Annotated in this window: 11 protein-coding genes; 1 reads left to right on the top strand and 10 read right to left on the bottom strand. The window is 47.6% G+C overall.

What is annotated here, in order from left to right; all coding sequences use genetic code 11:
• Positions 1-170: 170 nt before the first annotated feature.
• Positions 171-1,160, bottom strand: a complete 990-nt coding sequence (gene acuI / locus ACXX82_RS15555) for an acrylyl-CoA reductase (NADPH) (protein ID WP_322236332.1) — start codon at positions 1,158-1,160, stop codon at positions 171-173.
• Positions 1,161-1,536: 376 nt separating this feature from the next.
• Between acuI and ACXX82_RS15550 the strand changes: the two genes are divergently transcribed.
• A complete protein-coding gene (locus ACXX82_RS15550; protein ID WP_458563223.1) occupies positions 1,537-2,211 on the top strand; it encodes a DUF2076 domain-containing protein in 675 nt (224 codons plus the stop codon).
• A 135-nt stretch (positions 2,212-2,346) separates the two neighbouring features.
• Here ACXX82_RS15550 and ACXX82_RS15545 read toward each other — a convergent pair whose 3' ends face one another.
• The 9 genes from ACXX82_RS15545 to prpR all read right to left on the bottom strand — a co-directional run bounded on the left by ACXX82_RS15545 (position 2,347) and on the right by prpR (position 15,278).
• Positions 2,347-4,488, bottom strand: coding sequence for a diguanylate cyclase domain-containing protein (locus ACXX82_RS15545; RefSeq protein ID WP_458563222.1), 2,142 nt, complete (start codon positions 4,486-4,488; stop codon positions 2,347-2,349).
• A 65-nt stretch (positions 4,489-4,553) separates the two neighbouring features.
• Entirely contained in the window at positions 4,554-5,426 is an 873-nt protein-coding gene (locus tag ACXX82_RS15540; protein ID WP_322236326.1) for a phosphate ABC transporter substrate-binding protein, read from the bottom strand.
• Between the two features lie 12 nt (positions 5,427-5,438).
• Complete coding sequence (locus ACXX82_RS15535; RefSeq protein WP_458563221.1) at positions 5,439-7,946, bottom strand: EAL domain-containing protein; 2,508 nt, start codon at positions 7,944-7,946, stop codon at positions 5,439-5,441.
• 290 nt (positions 7,947-8,236) lie between these two features.
• A complete protein-coding gene (locus ACXX82_RS15530; protein WP_323506081.1) occupies positions 8,237-8,719 on the bottom strand; it encodes a hypothetical protein in 483 nt (160 codons plus the stop codon).
• A gap of 1 nt (position 8,720) precedes the next feature.
• On the bottom strand, positions 8,721-9,461 hold the full coding sequence (gene phbB / locus ACXX82_RS15525) for an acetoacetyl-CoA reductase (RefSeq protein WP_322236318.1): 741 nt from the start codon (positions 9,459-9,461) through the stop codon (positions 8,721-8,723).
• 117 nt (positions 9,462-9,578) lie between these two features.
• Positions 9,579-10,307 (bottom strand): phasin family protein, encoded by a 729-nt coding sequence (locus ACXX82_RS15520; protein ID WP_458563220.1) that lies wholly within the window; start codon positions 10,305-10,307, stop codon positions 9,579-9,581.
• Positions 10,308-10,329: 22 nt separating this feature from the next.
• A complete protein-coding gene (locus ACXX82_RS15515) occupies positions 10,330-10,971 on the bottom strand; it encodes a response regulator (protein ID WP_458563219.1) in 642 nt (213 codons plus the stop codon).
• Positions 10,961-12,730 (bottom strand): sensor histidine kinase, encoded by a 1,770-nt coding sequence (locus tag ACXX82_RS15510; RefSeq protein WP_458563218.1) that lies wholly within the window; start codon positions 12,728-12,730, stop codon positions 10,961-10,963. Before ACXX82_RS15510 ends, ACXX82_RS15515 begins: the two co-directional genes overlap by 11 nt.
• A 400-nt stretch (positions 12,731-13,130) precedes the next feature.
• Complete coding sequence (gene prpR / locus ACXX82_RS15505) at positions 13,131-15,278, bottom strand: propionate catabolism operon regulatory protein PrpR (RefSeq protein ID WP_458563217.1); 2,148 nt, start codon at positions 15,276-15,278, stop codon at positions 13,131-13,133.
• Between the last annotated feature and the right edge of the window lie 36 nt (positions 15,279-15,314).

Below are 15,314 nucleotides of genomic sequence, written 5' to 3'. Positions count from 1 at the left end.
TAGGTAGCAGATTATGTGGTTAAAGATCGTTTACTACGATTTAACTCAACGCAATTCCTACCAGAATGCCGGGCACGCCCGGCATTTTGACGTCTTGCTATCTTTTACATAGCTATCTATGACCTTGCTGATTATATCTAGCTTAAAAAGGTAAGCAGTCGCTGACCATCTCAGGCATTAACGTTCACCACCAGACGACCCCGTACTTTTCCTGCCAGAATTTCAGGTGCCTTAACCAGCGCCTCAGCAAGTGAAATCTCCTGCGTGATCGTGGCCAGTTTATCCAGGTCCAACTCATCGGCCAGACATTGCCACGCAGCGATGCGCTTATTCAACGGTGCCATCACACTATCGATCCCGATCAATTTGACACCGCGTAAAATGAACGGAGCAACCGACGCTGGAAAATCTAGCCCTTGCGCTAAACCGCATGCCGTGACCGTTCCACCGTAACAAGTTTGCGCGACGGCATTCATCAGCGTATGCGAGCCAACTGAATCGATGACTCCCGCCCAGCGCTCTCTTTGCAATGGTTTTCCCGGGGCTGATAAGGTTGCACGATCAATGATCTCCGTCGCCCCCAAAGATTTCAGATAATCGGACTCGTCCAACTTACCGGTTGACGCAACTACCCGATAACCCCAACCCGACAAAATGGCAATAGCAATACTTCCGACGCCGCCCGAAGCGCCGGTGACCAAAATCTCACCGTCGCCCTTATCGACACCTTGCTCTTGCAACGCAATTGCGCTCAACATCGCCGTGTAACCTGCTGTGCCGATCGCCATCGCCGTCCGTGCCGACATGCCTGCGGGTCGTTTAATCAGCCAATCGCCTTTCAGTTTGGCACGTTGCCCGAGGCAACCCATATGCGTTTCTCCAACACCCCAACCGTTGAGGATAAATGCGTCCCCCACTTTCCAATCCGGGTGGGAAGATGCAATCACTTCTCCCGCGCCATCAATGCCCGGCACCATTGGCCAGTTGCGCACTACCGGCGCTTTACCGGTAATCGCCAAGCCGTCTTTGTAATTAACGGTGGAATAATCAATACGGACCGTTACATCCCCATCTGCTGGTAATTGTTCATCGCTAATCTGAGTCAATTTGGCGCTAGTTGACCCATCATCATTCTTGTTAAGCAATATTGCATTAAACATGCTGCGGTCTCCGGTATTTGTGCGATGAAAGAACATCACATTGTCATTTTTTGTATGGTCAAAATAGGATAAATAAGTAGTTCAAAAAAGAATCAACTTTCCTTTTCCATAGGAGTCATCAGATTTAACAAAGACTCTGTTCGTAACGTTACCTCTGAATTATGTGGATCCATTGCGTGTTCGTCAAAGTGTTTTCGCCTCTAATTGAGTACTTAACAACGGCAGTTTCAATGGTCACGTTTTTTGGCTGGTACACGGAAGATAATTTCACCATAGCTAGCCAGAATCAAAGCAGCCCCCACCGACTCCCGGTTGCAAATAAAGCGCATAATATTGGTCGAAACTACTTCCCTTCGCTGCCAAAGGAGCAACAAACATGTCACCACAAGAAACCCAGTCGCTGCAGGACTTTTTGAATCAGCTTATTCAGGTACGCGGCATTGCGAAAGATCCGCAAGCCGATGCGGTGATCAATAATGCTGTCGCACAACAACCGGACGCGGCCTACCTTCTCGTCCAGCGCACGCTATTGATGGAGCAAGCATTAAATACCGCAAAAACGCAAATCGCCACATTACAGCGCCAAATACAATCGCAAGCGCTGCAGGCTGCGCCAGCAGGCAATTTCTTCGATGCAAATGCCTGGGGTAATTCAGCGCCTGCGCCGACGACCCGCCCGGCGGCACCTATGATGGCTGCGCCAGCGCCGGTATATCAGCCAGCATCGACTATGCAAAGTGCCGCGCCAACCGCATCACCGGGATTTTTTGGCGGTGGTGCTGGCAATATACTTGGGACCGTTGCTGCTACTGCAGCTGGCGTCGCGGGCGGTGCATTTTTATTTCAGGGAATTGAACATCTAATGCACCCGAACAGCGGTTCAGGACTAATGAATCAAAATGGCATGGTCCCATCAGCTGGAACTGTAGAAAATACCACCGTCAATAATTATTACGGCGACGATTCAAGCTCGGATAATTCGGACAGTAGCGCAGATGACATTGCTTCCAATGATAACGATACTGGCAACGATGATTCATCTGTCATTTAAGTCGTGTCTCTGAGTCCAGGTTTGACGGCAAGATACAGACCAATTCAAGAGATCTAAAGGGAATGAGGGCCGTAAGAAGAATCAAAAAAGTGCGATTCTTCCACATCGTCCTCTCAACTATATAATTTTGTGGGCCTAAGAGACGTAACGAAAATCGTTTTTAGTTCTTAGCCTCTCTTTCGCTTTGTATTCATAAAACTGAATGTTATTACGACCGCGTTGCTTGGCACGGTACATTGCCACGTCCGCACAATCGACTAGCGCATCAGCATCGGTCGCATCGCGGGGATACGAAGAAATACCGATACTGCATCCCAGAGTAATCTCTTTCTCGTCAATGATTAATGGCGGACTCAATTTTTTCATAATACGCTCTATCGCACTCGAAATTTCCTCACCATGCGTGTGTTCTGCCAACACCAAAACAAATTCATCTCCTCCCAAACGCGCTACGGTATCGCTTTCACGGACAGCCGATTGAAGCCGTTTTGCAACCAAATTCAACACCTTGTCACCAGCTTTGTGTCCAAATGTGTCATTGACGCACTTAAAGTCATCAAGGTCGATAAACAAGACCCAGACAGCGTGTGTATAACGTGCCGCATAGGTCAATGCTTGCGCCAGACGATCATGCAGCAAGGTCCGATTAGGTAGCCCGGTCAACACGTCATGGAGTGAAAGATGTTTGATGCTTTCTTCGATTTTCCTACGTTCTGTAATATCCTTTCCCATTCCGTGATAACCGGTAAACGTGCCATGAACATCGAACTGCGGTTCACCCGAGACGCTTAACCATTGAGGATTAGCAGGATCAAATAAAATCTGGAATTCAAAATCGGAAAACGTTTGATGAGCATTCAATATTAGCCGATGGGCTGCCCATTGGTCTGGAGTCAAGTTAGTCGGCATATCCCACCGTGGACGTCCAACGTATTGCTGAATATGTTGGCCACAAAGCGTCGTCAATGCATTCGAAATAACGACAAAACAAAAACTCTCATCTTGCTCCCAATGCCAATCTGATGACAAGTCCACCAACTGGCGGAAACGTTTTTCGCTTTTTACCAACTCTGCGGTCCGGTCTAAGACGCGTTGCTCCAGCGCTGCATTAGCTTCTCTTATCTCCAGTTCTGCTTGTTTTCGACCAATAATTTCATTTTTCAATGTCGCGTTAATACTTTCTAGTTCCGATGCACGATCTTCCCGTGCCTGTATCGCCTCTTGCAGCGCATTTGCCATGTGATTTAATGAGCGGCCAAGTACGCCGAACTCATCTTTACCAGTGTAAGTACGAGTACGCAGATCACCGGCGGTGATACGCTTGGCGAAGATTATCATTAGGCCGATCGCCGTCGTAATCCGTTGCGACACCTTCCATGCCATCAAGATGCCAAGAAAGATAGCAATCACACCAACTGCCTCGATCAATCTCTCGGTCCGCATTGCCTTTCTGAGAATCATATTTTGGGTCACGTTGCTTTTAGTCAAAGCGTGAGCTAACAAGTTTTCCAAATAGGGTTCGATAGTCTGGGCTGCAGCCAGATAGCGACGTTTTTCACGCTCGATTTGCAGATTTGTTTCTACGTAATTTGAAAAATGTATTTCGTAAAGGTCCGCTAACTCAAATAATTTTTTCTCGCGATCACCCTTTACTGCCAAAGAAACATCTTTTCTAAATTTGGTTAGCGCCAATTGAACAACTTGATTGTCAATACTGCGACCACGCCACAAATAATCCTTTTCATGTCGACGTATCGTCAAAATGTCGATTATAAGTAAGGGTTCCTTGTCTCGATTTAGCAGCGCCTCCATCTGCCGGCCCATATCCCTGAATTCACCCTCTAGACCGGTATCGATATACCCTAATCGCCCGTGCAGATTTACGACAGTGACAAAAGATTTTTCGTAATTATCGATACCGTCCACTGCCAACCTAAGTTGTTCTAGCGAACGTGGAGCGGTTACTAAATGGCGAATATCCTCAAGCGACTGCCGAGCATCAGCCAGATTGGCTTGCATCAGCATCACGTAACGCGACTTAGCTTCCTCAAAGCCGAACTCATGATATGTCATTAAAAATGCTTTTTCGTAACGCCGCGCGTTCATCATCGATACGACGCTCTTTTGACTCAAACCAGCAGTTTTGATATCGACGGCCAAAAGTTTGTTGAAATCTCCAACCGTCGTACGCTCTGCCGAAATAGCAAACGCAAGAACAATCGCAAAAAGTCCCAGAACCACACCAAAACCAGCCGCTAGAGAGCCGCTTAAACTCATGGAAGGTACTGTGCAAAACGTCCAAAATTTCCGAAGTAGCGCTACTATAAGCCGCAGAAGCGCCATCATTCCTGGTAGGGCACAAAGCCCATTTTATCAATGATATCGGCCACCTGAGGGGAAAGAGAATACTCAATTAATTTTTTGGCTAAACCTTGTGGAAGACCGCGTGTTACGAGCATCAGCGGCCGCGTCAGCGGATAATCACCGCTGAAAATATTCGCTTGGGTTGCTGCAATCCCATCAACCGATAGAATCTTGATCGGAACACTTCCCCGTATTTGATCTTCGGCTACGATAACTGACATCAACGAAATTGCATTCGAGCTTGCTGCAACTGCATCAATGACATCGGCATTTTCACCCAAGACTTGTTCTGCCTTCATCTCGCTATAGTTCATCTTAAAATGATGCATAAACAGTACCACGGTACCACGCCCTTCCTCTCGGTTTATGACCATGATCGGAGCATCTACCCCCCCCACCTTTTTCCAGTTTTTGATACGCCCTCTAAAAATATCCGCAATCTGGGATGAAGTCAGCGACGTTACCGGATTACTTTTATGGATAATCAATCCGGCACCATCGCGTGCAACCGGAAAACCCTTCAAGTAGACATCTTCATCTGTCACCAGTCGCGATACCATTCCTATGTCCGCGATACCATTCCGCGTATCGGTAATACCACGCTCGGCACCACCCATTTCGATCCTAATGTTAACGTTTGGATGCAGCAACTGATAACGTTTGACAATTTGTGCCATCAACGGTGCTGTCGTACTTGATCCAGTTATCAGCAAATGTCCTTTCAGGACTGAACCGGCTGGCGCAGTACCGTTAGCACCGCTATCGTCCGTTGCATTTTGCCGATTGCATGCGGTGAGAAATACGGTAATAAAAAAAATCATCAACAGGGTGGGGATAAAAAGTCGGGTCATGGAAGTGGATTACTAACATCGAATCAATTGGAGGGCTGGACCGGATAGCGCAACGCTGTCGAGGCTTAGGCGTTTCCCTGAACGCAATAATGCGAGGACTTCGCTACTGGGTAATGGTCGACTAAAATAATAACCTTGGATTGCATCACACGCGTTCGCATGTAAAAAATCCAATTGTTCAACCGTCTCAACCCCTTCGGCGACGGTACGAAGTGCAAGCGATTTTGCGAGTGCAATGACAGTCAGAATAATGGATCCGGCTTCCGGTTTTTTATCTAAATTTGCAATGAATGATTGATCAATTTTAATAATGTCGACAGGAAACCGCGTGAGGTAACTCAGACTAGAGAAACCGGTTCCAAAATCATCAATTGACATCTTGATGCCGATTTCTTTCAACTGATTCAATATTAAAATCGTGCCTTCGGAATCATTCATCAACATACTTTCTGTCAACTCGAGCTCAAGACATGACGGATCCAGCCCGCTACTAGCCAATATGGACTGCACCATTAAAGGCATATTTTTTTGCTCAAGCTGCCGCCCCGATACGTTGACGGCAACATTCAACTGGAACCCTTCATCGCGCCATGCACTCAATTGAGCGCACGCTGTTTTTAACACCCATTCGCCAATCGGAATGATCAACCCGGTTTCTTCTGCCAACTGAATAAAGCGTCCTGGGGGAATCGCACCCATTTCTGGATGATTCCAGCGTATCAATGCTTCAATGCTGACGATGTGGCCGCTTTGTAAATCTATCTGCGGTTGATAATGCAAAACGAACTCTTTATTATCGAGTGCCTGATGTAAGGCATGTTCGAGCTTTGCTTTTTCCAGAGCTTTACACCCCATTTCCAGCGTATAGCACTGAAAACAATTACCGCCCTGCTCCTTTTTTGCACGGAGCATCGCGACGTCCGCATGCTTCAGCAACAAATCCGCTTCGTCGCCATCTTCAGGATAAACACTGACGCCGATACTGGTCGTAACATGCAGTTCGCGACCGCCCGAAAAGACTGATTGTGAGAATGTTTTTAAAACCCGCATCGCTAAATGCGCTGCATTCCCAGATTCGCGTATATCGCTCAGGATGATCACAAACTCGTCACCTCCTAGACGGGCGACTGTATCGCCCTCTCGTAATGTTAATTTCAAACGGTGCGCGAACTCCTTGAGCAAGCTGTCGCCGAAAGGGTGTCCGAAGGAGTCATTGATATTTTTAAACCGATCAATGTTCAGAAATAAAATTCCCAGTTTTCCATGTGATCGGCGTGCCCGGATTAATCCCTGATGCAATCTGTTCATCAACAAATTGCGGTTAGGGAGGTTCGTTAAAGCGTCGTAATTCGCCAGATATTCAATCCGTTCGTCACTCGCCTTGCGTTCAGAAATATCTGTCGCAACGCCATCCAGACGCAACGGGTGTCCTTCCGCATCACGTACTGTCCTCGCGCGGTCCTCTAACCAGCGAATTTCACCGTCTGGACGTACGATCCGATATTTGAGCGTTAGAGGCTTAGCGGCTAACACTTGCACCAGCCATTGCATCACGCGCAACCGGTCATCCGGATGAACAATACTTCTCCACAACGCTGGATCAGCTTTAAAATCGGCCACCGCACGACCATAAATAACATCGGCAGCCTGGTTTATATAAAGTAGCTCGTGCGTGGTAGAGACAGACCAGAGCACCATCGGAATGGACTCTAAAATTCCAGACAGTTTATCTTCTACCTCCGAGAGCTCATGACTGTGCAACATTAACCGCGAATGGGCCATACGCAGTTTTTCCAGCACGGCGCTGCGCCTGAAAGTGCTAATAATAAAACTTCCCATGAACAAAATCAGCACCAGAGCCGTCACAATCAAAGCAAGTGAAGTGGTGTCAATACCGAAACCCTTAGCCATACAAAAACTATGGGCAGAAAAGCTCGCTCCAGCCATCGCCGTGTAATGCATGGCAGCAACAGCAAACCCCATCACCATAGCACCCATCATTTGCTGTTTAAGTGCCATCGGTGCTTTTTTTTCCCCACTGAAAACGATCAGAAGAGCTCCAATAGACGCAGCAATCGCGATAAAAATCGACAGGGAGAACAACAATGGATCATAGCTAATGGCGGGCTGCATTTTCAATGCCGCCATACCGGTGTAGTGCATCGCAGCGATGCCAAGGCCCATTACAGTTCCACCGATTAAAATCCGATCCAACGTTAACTTTTGATTTTGAACTAACAAAAACGCGGCAAGTGTGCCCGCTATGGCAGGTACGATTGACAAGGCGATGAGCGAAATATCGTATGCCATACGAATTGGCATATTGAATGCTAACATTCCAATAAAATGCATCGACCATATAGCTACTCCCAACGTACCGGCGCCACAGCACATCAATAAAAATGCCACTCTGCCGTTACTTTCGCGCATATTTTCAACATGGGAAAGCGCTGCAAATACGCCGAACATAGGAACCAATAAAGAGAGAGCTATCAAGTAGCCATTCCAGAAAATCGGCATTGCTGAGCCTCAATTAATGTTTAAGCATGATCTGACATTGGACGCGCACGCACGAGGGTAGGACAGGCGATATTTTGAATGAACAATCTTGAGCAGGATCGCCTTTGATCCCACAGAAAATTCAAATAAGCGTATGAAGACCGTCTAATGCGTCCCCGATTAATCAGTACAACGACATCCATCCTGAAAATTCGGATGAAAGTAAAACCAATGTCTGGTTAAAAAACGCTTAAAAGTCGTCTTTCTCATTCATGACCGGACACACGAATGAAAGAATTACGCTTATGCCATCAAACAAAACAATGGCGAAGGTACCAATGCGGAAGCATATCTACAATTTTTCGACCAAGATTGAGGTCTTTTAACATCGCACGTGCTTCCGCATGTTGCAGCAGCATCAATAACTCCGCATGCGTTTTTTTATAGGCTTTGACTTGACGAACATTCTTGGACTCCATTAATTTTTCTTTAATAAAAAAATCCTCTTTAAGGTTCACAATAAACGTGCTGAAACCGTCCTCAAATTCACTGTCGTCACAGGAGCGAAGCGCTGTAAGCTCTGCGAATAAGGCCGGTTGAAGATGTCCAATTTCCCGCATCTCCGGATTACTTTTTTGTTGGCGTTCCATATTGTCCTTATTCGCTTTTTCCGAGACGCCCCAGACGTTGCACAAATTTTTAAAAATAAATTCTCTGCGAATGCGCTGGTCAGCGCGCTCCACTGCTTCTACATCAACGATAAGTAACTCCTTACTTCGACGAATCCAGTCCACTTCAGGACATATGTTGTCCACCGTTGATCGCAATATTCGCGCCTGTCAAAAATGCCGCCTCATCCGATGCAAGGTATGCGACCAACCCTGCTATCTCTTCTGGCTTCCCCAAGCGTCCCATTGGAATTTGCGGAATGATTTTGGCCTCTAATACCTCTTTATCAATCGCCATGACCATCTTGGTGCCGATATACCCTGGCGAAATCGTGTTAACAGTTACGCCTTTTCGCGCTACTTCCAGCGCTAAAGCCTTGGTGAAGCCATGCATACCCGCTTTTGCCGCGGCATAATTGGTTTGACCGAATGCGCCTTTTTGACCGTTGACCGACGAAATATTCACAATACGCCCCCAACCACGCTCGACCATGCCATCGCAGACCGGTTTGGTCATGTTGAACACTGAGTCCAAATTGGTACTCATCACTGCATCCCAGTTGGTTTTATCCATTTTCTTGAATGTCATATCTCTCGTTATACCGGCGTTGTTAACCAGCACATCAACGGCGCCAATTTCGGTCTGAATCATTTTGATACACTCTCTGGCGGACTCGTAATCCGCGACGTCACACGGGTAAGCACGAAATTCAAAATCCATCTTACGCATTGCCGTCAACCATTGATCCACTGTTTTATTACCAGGTGAATAAGTCGTCACTACCTGATAACCCAAGGCAGCCAACTTTATGCACACCGCTTCACCCAAGCCACCCATACCACCAGTCACTAACGCAATACGTTTCATCTGTACGTCTCCATCTTATTTTTGTCGCTACTCATGAGCGGTTCGCCGGTGAAGGACGCCGACGGTTCGTCGTAACGATTTTGGTTATTTAGGGTAAATCAACTACATAAATTTCAGTCAAATCTTGTCGATCTGCAATTTATTTTTCTCTAACCTAATTAAATTGTCAGGCTCTTGTTGCGCGTTGATTACTACTGGCTCCGTAACTTCGGCAGGAATTTCCAGACCATCAATCGCCGCGATCACAACATTATTTTCTATGCCATCAACATTGGGTTTTACGACTTCTATCTGTCGCTGAACTGCATCGCTCATCTGTGATCGTGCATTGAAGCAAATGTCGCTAATCCGTTGCGTGAGAGAAAGAGAACTTTCTATCCGCGCTTGCATCCGAGCGGAGATCAATTCAAACCGATCACTAGCATTGACCGCGGTCATTAATTGACGGGTAAAAACTATGCTCTCTGCGAGCCCGGTTTTAACAGCAAACATACTAACGCGCATTAATTCCTCAGAGCAGCCACTAGAGGCTTCTCCAAGTGTCCTCGATAATGCGCGCTGTGAATTAATAAAATCGGCAACCATGGTGCCGTACGATTCGTTGGAAATCGACATATATATCTCCCCATAAATAGCCTTACAGCAATAAAAATGATAAACCACCGCAACTGCAAAGAAGGTGCATAAAATCGCGATTCCACAACCAGTATCCCCAATCAAGGGGATAGTTACCATCGGGGAATACAGTTTTATGTATAAGGGATTGCCTGATACCACACAGAAACAATGTTCCATATGGAATGAGAATATTTTGCTATAACCAGACTTATTGCTGACGGAAACCAACTGACACGCCTTGCGCGTGCCATCAAATCAGGAGGCCATTTTCCAAGGCGTAGCGCACCAAAGCAGTATTACTACTCATACCCATTTTTTCCAAAATGTGGGTTCGGTGAGTCGTGACGGTTTTCGGACTTAGATGTAGTTTTTTGGCGATGTTAACCAAGCTTTCACCCAGTGCAAGCAGTTTTAGCACCTCCAGTTCGCGATCAGAAAGTGCCTCATGCGGGATCACGCGGTCATTCCCAATCATGTTTGCTAACCGTTCTACCAAGGCTGGACTGAGATATTTCCCCCCTGTGGCGGCTTTTCGTACTGCTTCAATCATCGTTGTAGCTGAATTGCTCTTGGTCAGATAACCGGCCGCACCTAACTTAAGCGCCCTGACCGCATACACTTCTTCGGAATACATCGAAAGAATCAACACAGCCAATGTCGGCTTTTCGACACGCAGACGCTTCAACAGATCCAGACCACTTTGTCCCGCGAGTGCGATATCTACCAACGCAACATCGAACTCCTGTTTTCTCACCATCCTTGCTGCTTGCTCGGCTGTTTCTGCCTCGCCCATTACCAAGATATCCTGTGCCACACTCAGCATCAGTCGCACCCCGTTTCTTACGACAGCATGATCGTCCACAAGTAATACTTTTATTTTTTTATTCAACATAATCCTGTTCCAATGGCAGGCGCAACAGCACCGCCGTACCAACACCTGACACGCCACTGACTTTTAACTCTCCTCCGAAATGCCGCGTACGCTCATGCATACCCAAGATACCCCAAGCCTCGCCATTGAGTAATTGCTGCGCATCAATGCCTTTACCGTTATCTCTAATATCTGCAATGATGGTGTTTTTTTCGTGCAATATTACGATCAATACCTGAGTTGCGCCAGCATGTCGCACCACGTTCGTGAGCGCTTCCTGCACTACCCGAAACAACATCGTGCTACGCTCGGGATCAAGATCAATCTTGCCAGCGCTTTCGCTAATACTGCAGATGCAAAGGAGTCCGGTCCGCTCTTGAATTTGCTCCGCGTACCACTCCAACGCCGCCCATACGCCAAGCTGATCGAGCACGCTTGGTCGCAAGTCAGAAATCACGCGGCGAACAGTTTCGATGGCCGTATCTGCCTGATCGGCTGCTTCAAGGAGTAATGGGTCTGCAGCGTATCCTGCGCGGATAGCCCGTTCGATAGACACCGAGACGTTTGCTTTAATGCCGGTTAATACGCCGCCCAGGTCATCGTGTATTTCTCGCGCAATCCGTTTGCGCTCCTCTTCTTTGATACTCTCTTGGTGATCAACCATTTTGCGCAGCTTTGCGCGAGAAATCTGGAGCGCCTCTTCGGCCCGTTTCCGCGCTTTGATATCTGCAATCAACAGATGGTTTACCTGTTTAAGTTCGGCGGTACGCTGAGTCACTAATTTTTTTACGCCCTGAGCGGCCAATGCGTTCGACTGTAAGTAAGCAGTAGCGGCGAGCGTGGCCATGAGCCCCATTATCAGGACATACACTGCGCTGGCATGGCTTGCCATGAACGGATTAGGAAGTGCAGAAACGATCATGTGCCATGTCGTACCTGCGATATCAATGCTATAGCCAAGAGGTTGCGGTGAAGCGCCAAGCATCCATTCCGACCACCTACCGTCAAGCTGACCGTCCATGCTAGTTGATGCACCATATACACGCTTGCTTTCATCCGCCGCCGCTGAAGCGTACACACGAACATCCAGACCAGCATTCGCAAAGCCATCCGAAGGTGCAAATATTTTCTCAAACAGATCGCCGGCCCTTAACATCGCCACGGTATAGCCAACGACAGCGAGTCGCCGTGAAGCAACACTATCATGGGCCGCACCATCCCGGTACACCGCCATCATAATGTGGAAACCGCGCTGCTCACCCGTCACCCTGAAGAATCGAAACAACCCGGTTGCCGAAGGCAGACCGGTATCTTCGGCACGTTGAATCGCTTCATTTTGATAGGGTAAAGAAGAGGCATCTACAATAAAAACTTCTTCATTACCTTTCATCGGTTCAATATATTCAACCACCCGATAAATTTTCTTTACGCCTGCAACTACACGCTTTCCGTTGACCATGTCATCGATGGTAAAACCGGGAGAGTGCGCACGAATACGCGCCTCAAAGGCAGATCTCTGCGCTGCAGAAACCAATCGATGAAAGCCAAATGCTTCAATATAGGGATAGCGTTCTTGCAGCGGCTGCGTGAAAGAATGGAATTGCTCCCGAGTGACATTGCCGTCTGTCGCAAATAACTGATTGACCACGCGTAGCGCTTCCACGGCATCCCGCATGCCCTGTTTCACCATTGCCGCCCGGAACTGCGCACGCCGTTCAAAATTAATCTGTTCGCTGTGCTGCTCTTGATGACAGACCCAGAAAAACAACGCAACGGACACAAGTAATCCGAACATCAAAATGCAAGTCGCCGATAACTTTAGGGAAACAGGAAGGCGACGGCGAAGCATTTCATACCATTTAGAAGGTCATAAAATCCGATCATAAACGATATAAAACATTATGTATTAATTAAATATTATGCAACATCCGCCATGAAAATATCACCTGGGAAATAAAGTTATTCAATGCCTTCACATCTACCCGACAACTCGATCGGATAATATTCCCGAGTGCAATTTGCCGGACATATCTTTCGCGCACTATAATTTTTTGCGCATTCCCGCAGCGCATTTTTGTGTGTTTTTCCGGTCACAATTTTAGACAATCAACCGAACACAATCGCGCGCGATAATCTCAAAACAAAAATGACACGTTGGACGCAATTGAAAAACCCTATTTCTATTCCACTATCCGACCGGAACGCAAGCGCCGCCACAAGGTTGATCGACTTACGCCTAATTGGCGAGCTGCACTTTCCAGATTGCCATCGCAATCGTCGAGTACCTGTTTGATATGCGAAATTTCTGCGGCTTTGCTTAGAGAGCGCAAATCAGACACTGCGGGGACAGATCCTACTGTTGATATCCCCTCTATACCATCTGTAAAATCTATCCTGGCTGACTTTTCAAAAAACTCCGGGACCAGACTACGCAGCCAGTGTTGGTCAATACCGCGACCTTGGGCCAAATCACCGACCGATAATGCCGCACGTTCAATAATATTCTCAAGCTCCCGAATATTGCCTGGCCAGTGATATTCTTGCAGATAAGGTGTGAGTGCTTCAAGCAACAGATCAATCTGTATCGGCTTATCCGAACGCGCAATCATATGCTGCAATACGCTACGTGCAATAACTGGAATATCGGCTTTTCTCTCACGCAAGGAGGGTACCTCCAGACGTAAAATATTCAATCGATAAAATAGATCTTCACGGAATCGCCCCTCGCGTATCCGCTGACGAAGATCACAATGCGTAGCCGCCACAATCCGAATATCAATCGGGATCGGCTCTGTGGCCCCCAGACGTAACACTTCACGTTCTTGCAAAACGCGGAGTAGCCGCGTTTGTAAAAAAACCGGCATATCGCCTATTTCATCCAAAAATACCGTGCCGGTATGCGCTGCTTCAAACAAACCAGGCTTCCCACCTTTGCGTGAGCCAGTAAAAGCGCCCTCTTCATAACCAAACAATTCGCTTTCAATTAACGTCTCAGGAAAGCCCGCACAGTTGATCGGGACAAATGGACCACGATGACGGCGGCTCGCATTATGAATACCTTGCGCGAGGAGTTCCTTTCCGGTTCCACTTTCTCCCGTCACCAGAATGGTTGAATCGGTACTGGCATAGCGCTGAGCGAGACGCACTACTTCACGAATTTCGGGGCAATGCCCATTTATCTGATCCAACTGGTATTTGGCCGTAAACTGGCTAGGTCGTGTAGCAGAACGAATACGTCGGTCTGCGCGCTGCACTGCCGTCATCTCCTGACAGGTCAGCACCGCTCCAGTCAGTATTCCGTCCTCATGAATCGGCATGATGTTAGCGATCACCGTACGATTACTAAGCGTATTGCCCGATTTATTGCTTACTTTGTCGTCTCCGAAAGTACCGATCTTTTCATTTGGCTTTTCACCGAGCTTATTCTCTGGCCTGACGCCTGACTTATGACTGATCAAAATTACCCGATTCTCTTCGCTAATTCCTGTGCGTAGAACGTCGGTTACATCCAATCCCGGAGCAACGGAACTAATCGGTCGTCCTTGCGCCCATTCCAGACTCACATCGAGAAGCCGTAACATTGACGGGTTAATCGACTGTACATCGCCTTTGCTATCAACCGCGATGACGCCGTCAGTCAAATGTTGTAGAACGGCGTTAAGTCGCTGACTTTTAACCACCTCAATTCTCTGGCTACGACATATCGCCAATGCGTCGTCCAGCGCTTTTCGCACGGCATCTGTTGTCAACGATAAGATACCTTCGATACCCGCTTCTTTTGCCAGATCCGTAGTCGACGAAGAACCGATCAGCACCTTATAGCCATCTACCGCCAGGCGTTGAACAATGCGCCTCGCCTCTTCCAATGTGGTGTAACTTTCTTGCCGAATTTGTACAGTGAACAGCGGCCCCATTTTGTCGAGATCCGCATTAATCCTTCGATAGCTGAGAATCGCCACTTTTGGCGAGACAATACGGGCCTGGTCCAGTGTGCGCAATAAATCCGGTCCGCCCACGCGCATCGAGATTACGGCGCTGGAGAGACGTTTTCGCAGATAGGCTGCAGTCGCACTGGCACACACAAAAACATCTACAGCGTTGTTCTTCTCAAGTTCACGCGCAATCTGCAAAGCATCCGAAAGGGCCGTATCGACAACTTGAATACGGGCATTGGCTTCATAAGCAGGCATGACCTCTTGTACCACTTGTGCCAGCCGACTAGGAAAATCAGGGCGTCGCAAGTGACTGATCAGCACCACGACTTGCGGACGATAAGAGGAAGTGATGGCTGAAGCGGGGGAGATGGCGGCGACAGAAGAGTTAAACATAGTATTTCGCATAGTTGCTGACATGGCATTTGACTA

It is taken from the genome of Glaciimonas sp. GNP009, assembly GCF_054343755.1.
The sequence above is the reverse complement of the archived record's forward strand: the minus strand, read 5'-3'. Positions and strand labels throughout refer to the sequence as shown.